Origin of the sequence: Actinosynnema sp. NPDC002837, from assembly GCF_040295345.1 — a bacterium.
Lineage (GTDB): Bacteria > Actinomycetota > Actinomycetes > Mycobacteriales > Pseudonocardiaceae > Actinosynnema.
On record NZ_JBEOVG010000035.1, the window covers coordinates 40,125 to 56,670 of the forward strand.

The window sequence follows — 16,546 nt, forward strand, 5'->3', positions numbered from 1 at the left end:
CCAGTTCGTCCGGAGGAAACCCTGTGCGGCCCTGGCCCGGAACCCCCTACCCGCTCGGCGCCTCCTACGACGGCGTCGGCACCAACTTCACCCTCTTCTCGGAGGTCGCGGACTACGTCGAGCTGTGCCTGTTCGACGACGACGGCGCCGAGACGCGCGTGCGGCTGCCCGAGGTGGACGGCTTCGTGCACCACGGCTACCTCCTCGGCGTCGGCCCCGGGCAGAAGTACGGCTACCGCGTGCACGGACCGCACGACCCGGAGCGCGGCCTGCGCTGCAACCCGAACAAGCTGCTGATCGACCCGTACGCCAAGGCGATCACCGGCGACGTCGACTGGGACGAGTCGCTGTTCGGGTACCGGTTCGGCGACCCGGACGCGCGCAACGACCTCGACTCGGCGGGCCACGTGCCGCTGTCGGTCGTGGTCAACCCGTTCTTCGACTGGGCGAACGACCGGCCGCCGAAGACGCCGTACAACGAGTCGGTCGTCTACGAGGCGCACGTGCGCGGCCTGACCATGCAGCACCCCGAAGTGCCGCAACGGTTGCGCGGCACGTACGCGGGCCTGGCGCACCCCGTGGTGATCGACCACCTCAAGGGGCTCGGCGTCACGGCGCTCGAACTCATGCCGGTGCACCACTTCATCACCGATCACGGGCTGGTGGAGAAAGGCCTCCGCAACTACTGGGGCTACAACACGATCGGGTTCTTCGCGCCGCACTCCGGTTACGCGGCGATGCCGGAGTCGGCGAACCAGGTGCAGGAGTTCAAGGGCATGGTGCGCGCCCTGCACGAGGCGGGCATCGAGGTCATCCTCGACGTGGTCTACAACCACACCGCCGAGGGCAACCACCTCGGTCCCACGGTGTCCATGCGCGGCATCGACAACCAGGCGTACTACCGGCTGGTGGACGACGAGCCGCAGTTCTACACCGACTACACCGGCACCGGGAACTCGCTGAACGTGCGCAGCCCGCACACGTTGCAGCTGATCATGGACTCGCTGCGGTACTGGGTGACCGAGATGCGCGTGGACGGGTTCCGGTTCGACCTGGCCGCCACCCTGGCCCGCGAGTTCTACGACGTCGACCGGCTGTCGACGTTCTTCGACCTGGTGCAGCAGGACCCGGTGGTCTCGCAGGTGAAGCTGATCGCCGAGCCGTGGGACGTCGGCCCGGGTGGTTACCAGGTCGGCAACTTCCCGCCGTTGTGGACGGAGTGGAACGGCAAGTACCGCGACACCGTGCGCGACTTCTGGCGCGGCGAGCCGGCCACGCTGGGCGAGTTCGCCTCCCGCATCACCGGGTCGTCGGACCTGTACCAGGACGACGGCCGGCGGCCGTACGCGTCGGTCAACTTCGTCACCGCGCACGACGGGTTCACGCTCAACGACCTCGTCTCGTACAACGAGAAGCACAACGCGGCCAACGGTGAGGACGGCCGTGACGGCGCGGACGACAACCGGTCCTGGAACTGCGGGGTCGAGGGGCCGACCGACGACCCCGAGGTGAACGAGCTGAGGGCCAGGCAGCGGCGCAACCTGCTGGCCACGACGCTGCTCTCGCAGGGCGTGCCGATGCTGCTGCACGGCGACGAGCTGGGGCGGACGCAGCAGGGCAACAACAACGCCTACTGCCAGGACAACGAGCTGTCCTGGGTGGACTGGACGCTGGCGGAGAAGAACCGGGACCTGGTCGAGTTCACCTCGGCGTTGACCGAGTTCCGCCGGCAGCACCCCGTGCTGCGGCGGCGCCGGTTCTTCCAGGGCAAGCCGATCCGCAAGGGCGACGAGCTCCGCGACATCGCCTGGTTCACACCTTCGGGTGAAGAGATGACGGAGCAGAACTGGGGCGACGACTTCGGCCGCTGCGTCGTGGTGTTCCTCAACGGCGAAGGCATCCCCGACCTCGACCCGAGGGGGATGCGGGTGCTGGACGACTCGTTCCTGCTCGCGTTCAACGCGCACCACGAGGACATCGAGGTCACCCTGCCCGAGGAGGGCTACGGCGCGAGGTGGACGGTCGTGATCGACACGGCGACGGGCGAGGTGACGCCGCCCGAGCAGGGCGAGGTGGTCGCCGGGGGCGGCACGCTCACGCTGGTCGCGCGGTCGCTGGTCGTGCTGCAACGGCTGGAGCAGGAGTGACGGAGCTGCCTGAACCGCCGAAGCTCTCTGAGCCGCCGGACCTGTCGGGACCGCCGAATCCGCCGGACCTGTCGGACCGGCCGGACCGCCCGGAACCGCCGGAATTGTCGGACCCCGCCGGTAAAATCGAAGCAGGGGACCCCCAGGGGGGACGCCTGCGCAGCGATGCGGTCGGGGCGGCGCCGGCGTCGACCTACCGGATCCAGTTCACGCCCGACTTCACCTTCGCCGAGGCGGAGGCCGTGGTCGACTACCTCGACGCGCTGGGCGTCGGCGCGCTGTACGCCTCGCCCGTGCTGGAGGCCGTGCCCGGCTCCACGCACGGCTACGACATGGTCGACCCGACCCGGGCCCGCGAGGAGCTCGGCGGCGAGTCGGGGCGGGTGGCGCTGCACAAGGCGCTCCGGCGGGCCGGGCTCGGGTTCGTGCTCGACATCGTGCCCAACCACATGGCGGTAGGCCACGACGACGTCAACCGGTGGTGGTGGGACGTGCTCCGGCACGGCCGGGGGTCGCGGTACGCGAAGTTCTTCGACGTCGACTGGGACTCCGGGCCGCTGCTGCTGCCGTTCGCCGGCGACGAGGCGTCGGAGGAGGAGCACGAGCACTACCGGCTGGTGTTCTGGCGGCGCGGCAACACCGAGCTGAACTACCGGCGGTTCTTCGACATCACCACGTTGGCCGCGGTGCGGGTCGAGGACCCCGAGGTGTTCGACGCGACCCACGGCGAGGTGCTGCGGTGGGTCGCGGCGGGCGAGGTGACCGGCCTGCGGGTCGACCACCCCGACGGCCTGGCCGACCCCGGCGGGTACGCGCGGCGGCTCCGGGAGCGCGCCGGCGTGTGGCTGGTGGTGGAGAAGATCCTCGGCGCGGACGAGCGGCTGCCCGTGAGCTGGCCGGTCGACGGCACCACGGGCTATGACGCGCTGCGCGAGGTGTGCGGGCTGTTCGTGGACCCGGCGGGCGAGGCGGCGTTCACCGCGCTGGCCGAGGAGTTCGGCGTGCCCACCGACTTCGCCGCCGTCGAGCACGAGTGCCGCGAGCTGGTCACCCGCACGATCCTGCGCGCGGAGGTCCGCCGGATCGCGGCGCTGGTGCGCGACGCCGACCAGGCGGAGGCCGAACGGGCCGTCGCCGAGGTCATGGTCAACTTCCCCGTCTACCGCTCCTACCTGCCCGAAGGGCTGGACGCGTGGACGGCGGCGGTGACCGCGGCGACGTCGCCGGCGGTGCGGGCGCTGGACCGGCAGGTGCGGGCCGAGCCGCAGGGCGAGCTGGCCACCCGCATCCAGCAGACGTCCGGCATGGTCGTCGCCAAGGGCACCGAGGACACCGCGTTCTACCGGTACACCCGCTTCGTGGCGCTCAACGAGGTCGGCGGCGCGCCGGACCGGTTCGGGGTGCCGCCCACCGAGTTCCACGCGCGTGCGGCGGCACGTGAAGCGGGCTCGCCCGCGGCGATGACGGCGTTGTCGACGCACGACACGAAACGCTCCGAGGACGTCCGGGCCCGGCTCGCGGTGCTGGCCGAGCTGCCGCAGGAGTTCGGCGAGCTCGTGCGCCGGTGGACCGCCGCGCACCCGATCGACGAGCCGTCGTTGAACATGCTGGCGTGGCAGTCGCTGGTCGGCGCGTGGCCCATCACCGCCGAGCGGATGAGCGCCTACCTGGACAAGGCGGCCAAGGAGTCGAAGGTCCGCACCACCTGGGTCGACCACGACGAGGCGTTCGAGGCGGCCGTGGCGGCGTGGCCGGAGCAGGTGCTGTCCGGTCCGGTGGCGGCCGAGGTGGCGTCGTTCGTGGAGCGGATCGTCGCGCCGGGCTGGTCCAACGCGCTAGGGCAGAAGCTCGTGCAGCTCACCGCGCCCGGCGTGCCCGACGTCTACCAGGGCACCGAGCTGTGGGACCTGTCGCTGGTCGACCCGGACAACCGGCGACCCGTGGACTACGAGGTGCGGCGACGGCTGCTGGCGCGGATCGAGGACGGCTGGCTGCCGGACGTGGACGACTCGGGCGCGGCCAAGCTGCTCGTCGTGCAGCGCGCGTTGCGGTTGCGCCGGGAACGGCCCGAGCTGTTCCGCGGCTACCGGCCGCTGGCGGCGTCGGGGCCTGCCGCACCGCACGTAGTCGCGTTCGAGCGGACCGGGCTGGTCGCGGTGGCCACCCGGCTTCCGGTGGGATTGGCGAACGCGGGTGGCTGGGGCGACACGGTGCTGCCGCTGCCGCCGGGGGAGTGGACCGACGTGCTCACCTCCCGCCCGGCCGCCCCTCGACTGGCGGACCTGCTGGACCGCTACCCGGTGGCGCTGCTGGTCGCGGACTGAGCCGGCGGACGGATCGAGTCGGCTGGGCCGACGAGCGGACTGGGTCGGCTGGGCCGACGCACGGACTGAGGAGAGCTGTGGGTTTCGCGGTGTGGGCGCCGGCGCACGAGCGCGTCCGGGTGCGGGTCGACGGTCGGGACCACGAGATGACGGCCGGTGACGGCGGGTGGTGGCACTCGGACGCCGAGGGGGTCGACTACGGGTTCCTCCTGGGCGACTCCGACGACGTGCTGCCCGACCCGCGGTCGCGGTGGCAGCCGGACGGCGTGCACGGGACGTCCCGGGTCTACGACCACGCGGCGTTCGAGTGGACCGACCAGGCGTGGACCGGGCGCGCGTTGCCCGGCGCGGTGGTCTACGAGCTGCACATCGGCACGTTCACGTCCGCCGGCACGTTCGACGGCGCGGTGCGGCGGCTGGACCACCTGGTCGACCTCGGCGTCACGCACGTCGAGGTGATGCCGGTGAACTCGTTCGACGGCACGGCGGGCTGGGGCTACGACGGCGTGCTGTGGGGCGCGGCGCACGAGCCGTACGGCGGGCCGGACGGGTTCAAGCGGTTCGTGGACGCCTGCCACGCGCGCGGCCTCGCCGTGCTGCTGGACGTGGTCTACAACCACCTCGGGCCCTCCGGCGCGTACCTGGACCGGTTCGGGCCGTACTTCGCGGGCAGCAACGACTGGGGACCCGGCCTGAACCTCGACGGCGAGGGCGCCGACGAGGTCCGCCGCTACGTGATCGACAACGCGGTGGGGTGGCTGCGCGACTTCCACGTGGACGGGCTGCGGCTGGACGCCGTGCACGCCCTCGTGGACCGCAGCGCGCTGCACCTGCTGGAACAGCTGGCCGTCGAGGTGGACGCCCTGTCGGCCGCCGTGCGCCGGCCGCTGACGTTGATCGCCGAGTCGGACCTGAACGATGCCAAGCTCGTCACCGCGAGGGAAGGCGGCGGCTACGGCCTGCACGCCCAGTGGGACGACGACCTGCACCACGCGCTGCACGTGGCGTTGAGCGGCGAGACGTTCGGCTACTACCCGGACTTCGAGGGCGCGCTGGGCAGGACGCTGCGCGAGGTGTTCCTCCACGCGGGCACGTGGTCGTCGTTCCGGGGCAGGCGCCACGGCCGTCCGGTGGACCGCGACCGGCTGCCCGGCCACCGGTTCCTCGCCTACCTGCAGAACCACGACCAGGTCGGCAACCGCGCCACCGGCGACCGGCTGTCGGCGACGGTGCCGTGGCGGCGGCAGGCGGTGGGCGCGGCGATCGTGCTCTGCTCCCCGTACACGCCGATGATCTTCATGGGCGAGGAGTGGGCGGCGAGCACGCCCTGGCAGTTCTTCGCGTCGTTCCCGGACCCGGAGCTGGCCGAGGCCGTGCGCACGGGGCGGCGGCGCGAGTTCGGCCGGCACGGGTGGGGCGAGTCCGAGGTGCCCGACCCGATCGACCCGGAGACCGTGCGGCGGTCGACGCTGCGCTGGGACGAGGTGTCAGAGCCCGGCCACCGGGAGCTGCTCGACCTCTACCGGGCGTTGATCGCGCTGCGCCGGTCGCGCCCGGAGCTCGCGGACCCGCGGCTGGACCGGTTCGCGGTGCGCGAGGAGGGCTCGGTGCTCGTGCTGCACCGGGGTTCGCTGCGGGTGCTGTGCAACCTCGGGGAGGACGCCGTGGTGCGGCTCGACGTCGAGGCGGGCGAGGTGCTGCTCGCGTCGGCGGAGGTGGAAGTGGACGGGCAGGCGGTGCACCTGCCCGCCGACTCCTTCGCCGTCGTCGACGGCGCGTCGGTCACGCACCCGGGTCGGGGACGAGCCAGCCGACCTCGGTGAGCTTCTCGGCCAACAGCCGACCGGCCGACTCGACCTGGTCGGCCAGCTGTCTTCGCACCTCCGGCCGGTCGTCGCCGGAGTGCTGGGCCGCGTCGTAGGCCGCGACCAGCCCGCGTGCCGCGTTCACCACCTCGACACCGGGCCACTCGGCGGCGGCGACCTGGCCGTCGCCGGGCTCGGGTTCGGGCTCGGCGGACGCGTGGACGGCGCGCACGGCCTGCCTTGGTCCGAGCTCGGTGGAGAGGTCGAGCAGCTTCAGCGCGATCGTGTGCAGCTTCACGTTGTGGTGCTGCGACATCCGCACGAGCAGCTGGAACCCCTCCTGGGGCGTGCAGCCCTGCACCGCGGATATCAGGCCGGTGGCCTGCCCGATCACAGTGCGCGTCTGCACCGCTTTGCGCAGTCCCACGATCTCGGCCTCGAGGCTGGCGATCCGCGCGGTCAGCGAATCGTCACGCCCGTTGTCCCCGACCACGGTCGGGCTCCTCTCTCGCACGTCGGTACCGGTCAGCCAGGCCAGCGGTGCGAGAGCGTCCGGACACGCGGGTGCCAGCACCCGGCAAGCCCGACAGCTCTCGCTGACCCTGGTGCCCTCGCGGGCGCCGGGTGGCTTGCGGCTGGCTTTTCAACCGCGTAGACGATCACCGTAGTAGAGGACGGGTGGCGCGGTGCAACTGGCAGGGGTTTTCCGCGTGGCGCGCGGCGGGTTTCAGCTCGGCGGCAGCACGCAGAACTCGTTGCCCGCCGGGTCGGCGCACACCACCCACGGCAGTGCCGGGTCGGCGTCGACCACGCGCGCGCCGAGGCCGGTGAGCCGTGCCACCTCCTCGTCCCGGTCGCCGTCGGCGGCGAGGTCGAGGTGCAGCCGGTTCTTGGCCTGCTTCGGCTCCGTGACGGGCTGTAGCACGAGCATCGGACCGGCGCCCCTCAACTCGGTGTACTCGACCCCTTTCGGGTCTTTCCAGCGGCGTTCGACGCGGTACCCCAGTGCCGTGCACCAGAAGTCCTCCACGACGCTGACCAGCTTGGACGGGCAGTCGACGGCGATGGCGAGGATGTGTGCGGTCATGCCGTCGGAGTTTCCCCGTTCGGGCGACGGGTATCCGTCGGGGGACGGAGAAGTCCCGACGAGAGGAACGGTCATGGGGACCGACGACAAGGTCAGCAACAAGGCCGAGGAACTCAAGGGCCGGGCGAAGGAAGCGGTCGGCGACGCCACCGACAACGAGCAGTGGCAGGCCGAGGGCCGCGCCGAGAAGGCCAAGGGCTCGCTGAAGCAGGCGGGGGAGAAGGTCAAGGACGCCTTCCGTGGCGACGACCGCTAGTCGCACCGGCGCCTCCAGCGCCGCCGAGTTCGTGCCCGAGGGCGCGGACCTGGCGGCGCTGCGCCGTGCCGCGGCCGGGTGCCGCGGCTGCGAGCTGTACAAGCCGGCCACGCAGACCGTGTTCGGCGCGGGGCCGCGCGACGCCGGGTTGGTGCTCGTGGGCGAGCAGCCCGGCGACGTTGAGGACCGGCGGGGCGAGCCGTTCGTCGGGCCGGCGGGCCGACTGCTGGACAAGGCGCTGGACGAGGCCGACCTGGCCCGTGAGGGCGTCTACCTGACCAACGCGGTGAAGCACTTCAAGTTCGTGCCCGCCGAGCGCGGGAAGCGGCGCATCCACAAGACGCCGTCGCGCGGCGAGGTGGTGGCCTGCCTGCCGTGGCTGCACGCCGAGTTGGCGCAGGTCCGGCCCACGTTGGTGGTGTGCCTGGGCGCGACGGCGGCCAAGGCGGTGCTGGGCAGCGCGTTCAAGGTCAGCGAACGCCGTGGCCGGGTCGAGCGGGTCGAGGACTACGACGTGATCGCGACCGTGCACCCGTCGGCGGTGCTCCGCGCCCCCGACCGCGACGAGGCGTACCGGGGCTTCCTCGCCGACCTGAAGGTCGTGCGCGCCCACCTGGGCTGAGTGCCGGTGCCGACGTGCCGGGGAAAGTGAAACGGCCCCCTGACCGCTTCCCGCACCAGGTGCGGGCCGAGCTGGACTGGGCTCGGGGTCACGGGGGCCGGGTGGCTGCCTGGGATTCGCCCAGACCACCTGGGAAAGGTCGGTCCTAGCGGACAGCCACCTCACGACGAGTCCTATAGCTATTCAACTTCGGACCACCTCCTTCCTCGTGTGCCACGAACCTATGCGAGGGCGCGCGACGCGTGCAACGGATATTCGGGCTCGGCCGGGGCGTGCAGCGCGGCGTCCGATTCCCGCCGGACTGGAATGCGCCGGCGCGACACGATCGTGGCATGAACTTCGAAGGCAAGGTCGCCCTGGTCACGGGCGGCAGCAGGGGTATCGGCGCGGCGACCGCGGTGCGGTTGGCGGAGTTGGGCGCGGACGTCGCGATCACCTACCGGACCAGTCCGGGTGACGTGGTCGACCGGGTGAAGGAGTTGGGGCGGCGGGTAGTGGCCGTGCGGGCGGACAGCGGTGACGCCGACGCGGTGGTCGCGGCGGTGGAGGAGACCGTCGCGGTGCTGGGGCGGTTGGACGTGCTGGTGAACAACGCGGGCGAGTTCATCGTCGGGCCGGTGGAGGAGCTGGGGGTGGCCGAGTTCGACCGGACGTTCGACGTGAACGTGCGGGCGGCGTTCGTGGCGGTCAAGGCGGCGCTGCCGCACCTCGGCGACGGCGGTCGGGTGATCGCCATCGGCAGCAACGTGTCCGAGCGGGCGGTGTTCCCCGGGTTCTCGCTGTACGCGGCGTCGAAGGCGGCGTTGGTGGGGATGACGAAGGCGTTGGCGCGGGAGTTGGGGCCGCGGGGGATCACGGTGAACCTGGTGCACCCCGGTGCGACGGACACCGCCTCGAACCCGGCGGACGGCGCCGGTTCCGACGTCGTGCGCGGGTTCACGGCGGTGGGGCGTTACGCGGAGCCGTCGGAGATCGCGGCGGCGGTGGCGTTCCTCGCGTCCGAGGAGGCGCGTTACGTGACGGGCGCGCAGTTGCACGTCGACGGCGGCTTCACCGTCTGACAGCCGGGAGTCCTGCGTTCAGGCGCACCCCGGAGTCGACGCTCGGCGCAGGGTCGGCGGGCGTCGAACCCGGGGTGCGTGGACGCAGGACTCCCGCGTGCCGGGACTTCTGCGGTCGTTAGCTCGCGTTCACGTCGATGCAGGCGTAGAACGCGTTGGAGGTGTCGCCGATGTTCCAGATGGCGAGCACCGTCTGACGGCCGGACGCGCCCAGGTTCACCGTGTGCGACACGGTGGCCGGGGGCTGCTGCATGCCGCCGTCGACGAAGCCGACCCGCCTGCCGCTGACGTAGTACTCGTAGTTCGCGGTGCGGTGCCGTGCGGTGAAGGTCCAGGTGAAGGTGACGGTCCGGCCGGTGTTCGCGACCTGCCAGCCCTTGCTGTTGTCGTTCAGCTCGGCGAACCGGGCGACGCCGCCGTTGCAGCTGCGCAGGCCCTTCGGGCCTTCGACGCTCTGCGGCTCCCACTTGATGTCGCCGCACGAGACGACGCCTCGGGCGCACTGCGCCTGACGGCTGGCCGGTGACGACACGTACCCGTGCGCGTACGCGGGCGCCGAGGGCAGGGCGACCGTCACGAGGGGCGCGGCGAGCACGCCTGCCGCCACCGCGGCGATCCTTCGGCGGAGTGACATGTGGACTCCTCTGATCGGATGGGCGGAAACGCTTGTGGCGAACGCCAACCCGAGTGCGCTGGGTGGAGCGTTCACCCAAACGCGGCGGCAGGTCTAGACCATACTCTCTGTGATTGCCCGATGACAACCGTCAACCGCGCACGGACTGGGCGGGTTGTCCTGTCCGGGCGAACATGCGGCTGTACCGGATCCGGTGGGGTCAGGAGACGGCCGAGTCGAGGACGTCGGCGAGTTCGGCGGGTGCCGAGAGCATCGGCCAATGCCCTGTGGGCAGGTCGAAGCGTCGCCAGGGCGGCTGGTTCAGGAAGGCCAGCATCGGGATCCCGGCATCGAGCAGGGCCTTGAAGTCGTGGCAGGCGATCAGGACGCGGTCCACTCCCGGACCAGGGTCGGCAGCCTCGGCGAGGCGCTGGGTGAAGGTGCCGAACGGCTGAGGAGTGGCGCACCCGAGCAGGCGCTCCCGCCGGCCTTCGTCGAGCCCGTCGAGGCTGCTGGACATGCCGAGAACGTCGATCGGCGGCATCGCCAGCCGCCACCCGTCCCCGAAGGCGGTGACCTGCTCGCGCAGCTGGTCGGCGACCTGCGGCGGCATGAGGTCGAGCATGCACATTCCCGCCGCGAACGGGGCGCTGTCGACGTACACCACGCGCTCCAGCCGATCGTCGAGACGTCCTGCGGCCCCGGTGACCGGGGCGGCCGCGTAGCTGTGGGCCACCAGCGTGACGTCGCGCAGGTCCTGCCCTTCGACAAGATCGGTGAGGTCGCGGATGTGGGTGTCCAGATCCGTCTGGGGACCGCCCAGGTCGGCCCGGTCGGCCAGGCCCGTCAGCGTCACCGCCACCGCGGTGTGGCCGCGCTCCCGCAGTAGGCGAGCAGTCTCGTCCCAAGCCCACGCCCCGAGCCAGGCGCCGGGAACCAATACGAAAGTAGCCATGTGATCTCCCTGAAGTGCGATGTCCGCGGGAGCGTAAGGTCGATACAGGACAGAATCTGCCCTGAAACGGTCGGTGATCCATGTCGCATCCGCTCACTCGCGTGCTGACGCTGCTGGAGCTCCTCCAGTCCCACGTCCGACTCACCGGAGCCGAGCTGGCCGACCGCCTCGGCACCGATGTCCGCACAGTGCGCCGGTACACCGCGCACCTCCGCGACCTCGGTATCCCGGTGGAAGCAGAACGCGGCCGCCACGGCGGCTACCGACTGGCCCGCGGATACCGGATGCCACCCCTGGTCCTCACCAACGACGAGGCACTGGCCGTCGTCCTGGGCCTGGTCGCCGCGGAACGCGTCGGCATCGGCACCACAGTGGCCACCACAGGCGCGCTGGCGAAGATCGAGCGGGTACTGCCGCAGACACTGCGCGAACCGCTCAACGCGATCCGCGAATCCGTCGCGTTCACCGCCAACGCCGTGATCGGGCAGGCTCCGGGCACCGGCATCCTGCTCGCCCTGGCCCAAGCCACCCGCACCAGCACCGCGGTCAGCATCAGCTACCAGTCGTGGCGCCGGCAGCACACCGAACGCGAAGTCGACCCCTACGGCGTGGTCTTCCACAGCGGCCGCTGGTACCTCGTCGGCCACGACCACCTCCGAGGCACCCTGCGAACCTTCCGCATCGACCGCATCACGTCCGTCGCCCCCCAAGCCCGCGACTTCACCGCCCCGGACAGCTTCGACGCCGCCGCCCACCTGGCCTCGGCCCTGGCGCAAGTGCCCTACCACTGGCAAGTCGAGGTGACCATCCACGGACCCATCGACGCCATCGCCCGCCGACTGCCTCGCTCGGCGGCAACCCTCACCGCGAACACCACCGGCGTCCTCATGCGCGCCCGAGCGGAACGACTGGACGGCATGGCTCACCTGCTCGCCTCCCTCCAATGGCCCTTCACCATCCACCAACCCGACGAGCTGCGGCACGCTCTCAAGACGTTGGCTGACCAGCTCGCCGAAGCAGCACAACGAGAACCGGCAGAACCGCAGCCGTAACTCGGCGCCAACGCTCGCTGGGACAACCGCACAGGACAGCGGGTGTCCTGTCCGCGCGGCGTACGAGTGACAGCGGCCCGTTCGACCGCCCTGCCCGCCGGTCGTGCACGACGATCGAGCGCCCGGGCCAGGGGGCCCGGATCGCAGAGGGGAGAACGAGACATGGGTGGCAAGGGGAAGAGACTCGCCCGCGCGCTGGTCGCCGTCGTGATGGGAGCCCTGATGGTGGTCCCGCCGGCAGGTGTCGCGAACGCGGCACCCACCCGCAACGGGGTGTGCGAGGTAGGCGAGTTCTGCCTGTACTACCTCTCCTATGGCTGGGCCACGGGCTCGGCGGTGTCGGACCACACCACATCCATCCCGGAGTACGGTTCCAGCCAGCCCACCTGTTGGGAGTTCAAGGGCACCGGCACCGGTAGTGGCGTGTGCGTCAAGCAGGAGGCGGTGTCGGCCTGGAACCGCAGGTCCGGAACCGTCCGCCTCTACATCCTCCCGGGCTGTGAGGGAGAGCAGCGGTGGGTCATCCAACCGGGACAGCAAGTCCCGGATCTGGGCGTCCACGCCAACCGGAACCAGTCGCACAGCGTGGCGTCGTCAGGAACGTGCTGACCGACCGCCATCCGGGAGGTCGCCCGTTCGGCGAACCGCGGTTCGGGACCGGCTTTCGGGTCGCAGGTAGACGATCTGCCAGTCCGCACGGTCAGGGCGGACAGCGGCACCCATGTCGAGCCGGCCGCCGATCGCGCGGCGGGTGGTCTTCCCGGCGTCCACCGGGAAGACCACCCGCACCCCCGGAGCGGCGGCGTCAGCAGCGCCGGTGGTTCCGCACCGCCCACCGCGCGACGCTTTCACCGATGACGGTCTGGGGGACGAAGTACTCCAAGGGGCCCTTGACCGTCACGTACGGGTGCCAGGCGCCCGCGTCGTAGAACCACGCGTCCGCGCAGTAGCCGCCGGCGCCGACGTAGAAGGACAGGGCGCGGCTCCAGTAGAGCGGACTGCCGTCCGTGCGCCGGTGAGCCGGCAGGAGCGCCTGGTAGGAACCGGCGACGTTGTCCTTCGACACCCCGATCGAGATGGAGGTCTCGTTGCTGATGTAGCTGATCAACTGCAGCGGCGCGACGGTGGAACCGGCGGCCGGGACCGGGCCGCCCGCGTCCACCGCGTCGGCGGTCGGCGCGGCGCTCGCGGGTGCGACCAGTGAGATCGCGGCGACCACCGACAGGAACAGCACCGCCAGGCCCCGCGCCAGGATGTTCGTCTTCCTCATCGTGCCCCTCTCCTCGTCCTCTGACGTGTCGCCCGCGGCCCGGACGGCACGTCGGCGATCGTGCGGGGCCGTTCGGGTGAATTGCCCGTGATTCCCCACAATGCGCTGCTCAGCGCGATAGCCATGCACCGCCGAGCGGTTGCACGGGGGAGGAGCGGCGGATGGCGGAGTTCCGCCTTCTTGGCGCGGTGTTCGCGCTCGTGGACGGCGAACCGGTCGACCTCGGGCCGGCTCGACAGCGGTGCGTGCTGGCGGCGCTGGCGGTGGACGCGGGCCAGGTGGTCTCGGTCGACCGGCTGATCCACCGGGTGTGGGGCGAGCAGCCGCCGCTGCGGGCCCGCGAAACGCTGGTGAACTACGTGTCCAGGTTGCGCCAGGTGCTGGCCGCGAGCACCGCGCCCCTCGTGCGGCGCTCGGGCGGCTACGTCCTGGCGGTCGCACCGTCGACGGTCGACCTGCACCGCTTCCGCGACCTCCGCGCACGCGCCCGCGCCGAGGACGACCGCCGGGCGGCGGAACTGCTCGGGGAAGCCCTGGGGCTGTGGCGCGGGGACGCCATGACCGGTCTGGTCGGCGACTGGTCCGAGGGTGAACGCGACCGCCTGCACCGGGAACGCCTCGACGCCGAGTGCGACCTGGCCGACGTGCTGCTGCGGCTCGGGCGCGGGGACGACTTGGTGGCGGGGCTGACCACGCGCGTCGCCGAACACCCGCTGGACGAACGGATCGCCGGCCAGTACCTGCTGGCCCTGCACCAAGCGGGCCGCACGTCCGACGCCTTGGAGCACTACCGGCTGCTGCGGGAGCGGCTGGTCGCCGAGTTGGGTGCAGACCCCGGACCACCGCTGCGGGGTCTGCACCTGCGGATCCTGGCCGCAGACCCCGAGCTGCCCGGTCCTGCGTTACCCGGCGCTTTACCCGGTCCTGCGTTACCCGGCCCAATCCTGCCCGGCCCCACACCGTCCGGCCCGCCCCTGTCCGGAACAGCGGCGGGAACCAGCGGGACGCGGGAGACACCGCACCAACTCCCCGCCGCGCCCGCGCTGTTCACCGGTCGCACCGCCGAGCTGGTCGAGCTCGACCTCGCGCTCGCCGACCTCGGGACGGCCGTGACCTGCGTGATCAGCGGCTCCGGCGGCATCGGCAAGTCCTGGCTGGCCCTCACCTGGGCCCACCGAAACCTGCACCGCTTCCCCGACGGGCAGCTGCACGTCGACCTCGGCGGCTTCGGCCCCGGTGACCCCAAGCAGGTGACCGACGTCCTCGCGGACTTCCTGACCGCCCTGGGTGTGGACCGCGACCACCACCCGCGCGACCTCGACGCCCTCGCCGCGCTCTACCGCACCCGGAGCACCGGCAAGCGCCTGCTCGTCCTGCTGGACAACGCCGCCACGTCCGAGCAGGTCGTCCCCCTCCTGCCCGGTGGGAGCGCCTGCACCGTCCTGGTCACGAGCCGGCACCGGCTGCCCGCGCTGCTCACCCGGCACAGCGCCCGTCCCGTCCGGCTCGACGTGCTGTCCGAGACGGAGGCCCGCGCCCTGGTCCACGCCGCCCTCGGCGACGTCCGCGCCACGGCCGAACGGGCGGTGACCGAGCTGATCGGCCTGTGCGGCGGGTTCCCGTTGGCGCTCGGCCTGGTCGCCGCGCACATCCGCACCGACCCCGAACTGCTGGACGACCTCGTCACCGAGCTGCGCGAGCTGGGTCCGGGCGCCCTGGACTCCGACGACCCGGCGGTCAGCCTCCCCGCCGTCCTGTCCTGGTCCCTGCGCCACCTCACCGAACGGCAGCGCACCACCTTCGGCCTGCTGGGCACCGCCTTCGGCCCCGACGTCGACCCGCCCGCCGCCGCGGCCCTGACCGGACTGCCCGTCCGCGACACCCGCGCCGCGCTGCGCGCGCTCGTCGACGCGTCCCTGCTCACCCGCGCACCCGGCGACCGCTACGCCATGCACGACCTGATCCGCGCCTACGCGGCCTCCACCGCCCGTGACGAATCACCGGAGCGAGCGCGCCAGGCCGCCCTGGAACGGCTCGTGGACTTCTACCGGCACACCGCCCACGCCGCCGCCCAGCTCCTGAACACCAACCGCCTCCCGATCCGGCTCGACCCGCCCGCACCCGGTTCCCACCCCCGCCCGCTGCGGGACCGCCCGGCGGCCACGGCCTGGCTGGACGCCCACCGGCCACACCTGTCGGCCGCCCAGCGAACCGCCGCCTCCCTCGGCCACCACGGTGCCGTGTGGCACCTGGCCTGGGCCGCGAGCAAGTTCTACCGGCAGCGCGGGCACCGCCATGACGACCTGACCGCGTGGCAGGCCGCCGTCGACGCCGCCGACCACCTGCCCGATCCCACCGCGGGCATCCTCGCCCACCGACTGCTCGGCTTCGCCCACGCCAACCTCGATCGGCACGAACACGCTGCCGCACACCTGCGCCGGGCACTCACCCTCGCCGAACACCACGACGACCGCGTCCAACAGGCCCACACGCACCACGTCCTCTCCCGCGCTCTAGAGCGACGCGGAGACCTTCGCGAAGCCTTGGAACACGCCTGCCGCGCCTTGTCCCTCTACCGGGACCTCGGCGAGTCCTTGCGCGAAGCCCTCCTGCTCAACGCGGTGGGGTGGTACACCGCCCGCCTGGGCGACCACGACACCGCTCGCGAGCACTGCCGCACCGCCCTCGACCTGCACCGGCGCCACCACAACGCCGAGGGCGAGGCGTACAGCCAGGACGCCTTGGGGTACATCGAGCACCACGCCGGCCACCACCACGAGGCCATCGACCACTACCAGCGGGCCATCCCGCTCTTCCGCGAGCTCGGCAACACCGCCGAGGTCGCCCACAACCTCGACAACCTGGGCCACCCCCAGACCGCCGTCGGCCTGCGCGAACAAGCCCGCGCGTCCTGGCAGGAGGCCCTGGAGCTCTACCGGCAACAGGGCCGCACCGCCGACGCCGACCGCGTCCAGCAGCAACTCGACGAGCTCGACCGGTCGAGCTCCACCGACAGCGCGACCGGCAGAGACGAACTGCGGATCCGGTTCGCGTGAGGTCGAGAGCGCACCACGGCACAGCGGCTCGGCCGCAAGGCGCAGCTCACCGATGTGGGGCGGAAGATCGCGAGCACCCCCGGAACCGGCCAGACCTTCAGTTCCACCACTTCCGCACCGGCCGGGCGGGAGAGTGCCTCGGCGGCCGGGGGCAGCGGCAGCGCTGTGCCGCCCTGGACGAACTCCCACCGCCAACCACGCGCCTGGACCAGGTCGAACACCGCTTGCCAGTCCTCCACCGACGCATCCAGGACGAACACGTCGGGAAGCGACCCCATCAGGTCGGGATCGAAGAAGC

14 protein-coding genes are annotated in these 16,546 nt (G+C 71.9%); 9 read left to right on the top strand and 5 right to left on the bottom strand.

From position 1 onward, the window contains the following. The first annotated feature begins 23 nt into the window (after positions 1-23). From glgX to treZ, 3 genes are all read left to right on the top strand, one after another. A complete protein-coding gene (gene glgX / locus ABTZ99_RS23335) occupies positions 24-2,147 on the top strand; it encodes a glycogen debranching protein GlgX (RefSeq protein WP_498784195.1) in 2,124 nt (707 codons plus the stop codon). Positions 2,148-2,272: 125 nt separating this feature from the next. Further along, positions 2,273-4,471 carry a malto-oligosyltrehalose synthase gene (gene treY / locus ABTZ99_RS23340; RefSeq protein WP_499613941.1) on the top strand — a complete coding sequence of 733 codons (2,199 nt, stop codon included), beginning with the start codon at positions 2,273-2,275 and terminating at the stop codon, positions 4,469-4,471. 77 nt (positions 4,472-4,548) lie between these two features. After that, complete coding sequence (treZ, locus tag ABTZ99_RS23345) at positions 4,549-6,294, top strand: malto-oligosyltrehalose trehalohydrolase (RefSeq protein ID WP_498784193.1); 1,746 nt, start codon at positions 4,549-4,551, stop codon at positions 6,292-6,294. Here treZ and ABTZ99_RS23350 read toward each other — a convergent pair. After that, complete coding sequence (locus ABTZ99_RS23350) at positions 6,254-6,769, bottom strand: ANTAR domain-containing protein (protein ID WP_499613870.1); 516 nt, start codon at positions 6,767-6,769, stop codon at positions 6,254-6,256. The two genes, treZ and ABTZ99_RS23350, sit on opposite strands and share 41 nt — an antisense overlap. A gap of 234 nt (positions 6,770-7,003) precedes the next feature. Beyond that, entirely contained in the window at positions 7,004-7,363 is a 360-nt protein-coding gene (locus tag ABTZ99_RS23355) for a VOC family protein (RefSeq protein WP_499613873.1), read from the bottom strand. Between the two features lie 73 nt (positions 7,364-7,436). Between ABTZ99_RS23355 and ABTZ99_RS23360 the strand changes: the two genes are divergently transcribed. The 3 genes from ABTZ99_RS23360 to ABTZ99_RS23370 all read left to right on the top strand — a co-directional run bounded on the left by ABTZ99_RS23360 (position 7,437) and on the right by ABTZ99_RS23370 (position 9,302). Next, positions 7,437-7,619, top strand: coding sequence for a CsbD family protein (locus ABTZ99_RS23360; RefSeq protein WP_053719160.1), 183 nt, complete (start codon positions 7,437-7,439; stop codon positions 7,617-7,619). Continuing rightward, on the top strand, positions 7,603-8,241 hold the full coding sequence (locus tag ABTZ99_RS23365) for a UdgX family uracil-DNA binding protein (protein ID WP_499613876.1): 639 nt from the start codon (positions 7,603-7,605) through the stop codon (positions 8,239-8,241). The genes ABTZ99_RS23360 and ABTZ99_RS23365 overlap by 17 nt, the downstream gene beginning before the upstream one ends. Positions 8,242-8,573: 332 nt before the next feature. Beyond that, positions 8,574-9,302, top strand: coding sequence for an SDR family NAD(P)-dependent oxidoreductase (locus ABTZ99_RS23370; protein ID WP_498785835.1), 729 nt, complete (start codon positions 8,574-8,576; stop codon positions 9,300-9,302). A 118-nt stretch (positions 9,303-9,420) separates the two neighbouring features. Here the strand turns inward: ABTZ99_RS23370 and ABTZ99_RS23375 are convergent, their stop codons facing one another. Together ABTZ99_RS23375 and ABTZ99_RS23380 are read right to left on the bottom strand one after the other, a co-directional pair. After that, a complete protein-coding gene (locus ABTZ99_RS23375; protein ID WP_498785837.1) occupies positions 9,421-9,936 on the bottom strand; it encodes a lytic polysaccharide monooxygenase auxiliary activity family 9 protein in 516 nt (171 codons plus the stop codon). A 199-nt stretch (positions 9,937-10,135) separates the two neighbouring features. Continuing rightward, entirely contained in the window at positions 10,136-10,870 is a 735-nt protein-coding gene (locus ABTZ99_RS23380) for an alpha/beta fold hydrolase (protein ID WP_499613879.1), read from the bottom strand. Between the two features lie 101 nt (positions 10,871-10,971). On the opposite strand from ABTZ99_RS23380, the gene ABTZ99_RS23385 reads away from it, so the two are divergent. Then, a complete protein-coding gene (locus ABTZ99_RS23385; RefSeq protein WP_499613881.1) occupies positions 10,972-11,922 on the top strand; it encodes a helix-turn-helix transcriptional regulator in 951 nt (316 codons plus the stop codon). A 162-nt stretch (positions 11,923-12,084) separates the two neighbouring features. Beyond that, complete coding sequence (locus ABTZ99_RS23390) at positions 12,085-12,531, top strand: peptidase inhibitor family I36 protein (protein ID WP_498785843.1); 447 nt, start codon at positions 12,085-12,087, stop codon at positions 12,529-12,531. Positions 12,532-12,727: 196 nt separating this feature from the next. On the opposite strand, the gene ABTZ99_RS23395 is transcribed toward ABTZ99_RS23390, so the two are convergent. After that, on the bottom strand, positions 12,728-13,192 hold the full coding sequence (locus tag ABTZ99_RS23395) for a hypothetical protein (protein WP_498785845.1): 465 nt from the start codon (positions 13,190-13,192) through the stop codon (positions 12,728-12,730). A gap of 161 nt (positions 13,193-13,353) precedes the next feature. On the opposite strand from ABTZ99_RS23395, the gene ABTZ99_RS23400 reads away from it, so the two are divergent. Beyond that, entirely contained in the window at positions 13,354-16,248 is a 2,895-nt protein-coding gene (locus ABTZ99_RS23400) for an AfsR/SARP family transcriptional regulator (protein ID WP_499613885.1), read from the top strand. The last annotated feature ends 298 nt before the right edge of the window (positions 16,249-16,546 follow it).

What these genes read in the sequence shown, in the direction of transcription:
- ABTZ99_RS23395 (WP_498785845.1), bottom strand. Translation starts at nt 13,192, where the DNA reads ATGAGGAAGACGAACATCCTGGCGCGGGGCCTGGCGGTGCTGTTCCTG.
- ABTZ99_RS23360 (WP_053719160.1), top strand. Translation starts at nt 7,437, where the DNA reads ATGGGGACCGACGACAAGGTCAGCAACAAGGCCGAGGAACTCAAGGGC.
- ABTZ99_RS23380 (WP_499613879.1), bottom strand. Translation starts at nt 10,870, where the DNA reads ATGGCTACTTTCGTATTGGTTCCCGGCGCCTGGCTCGGGGCGTGGGCT.
- ABTZ99_RS23390 (WP_498785843.1), top strand. Translation starts at nt 12,085, where the DNA reads ATGGGTGGCAAGGGGAAGAGACTCGCCCGCGCGCTGGTCGCCGTCGTG.
- ABTZ99_RS23370 (WP_498785835.1), top strand. Translation starts at nt 8,574, where the DNA reads ATGAACTTCGAAGGCAAGGTCGCCCTGGTCACGGGCGGCAGCAGGGGT.
- ABTZ99_RS23355 (WP_499613873.1), bottom strand. Translation starts at nt 7,363, where the DNA reads ATGACCGCACACATCCTCGCCATCGCCGTCGACTGCCCGTCCAAGCTG.
- ABTZ99_RS23400 (WP_499613885.1), top strand. Translation starts at nt 13,354, where the DNA reads ATGGCGGAGTTCCGCCTTCTTGGCGCGGTGTTCGCGCTCGTGGACGGC.
- ABTZ99_RS23375 (WP_498785837.1), bottom strand. Translation starts at nt 9,936, where the DNA reads ATGTCACTCCGCCGAAGGATCGCCGCGGTGGCGGCAGGCGTGCTCGCC.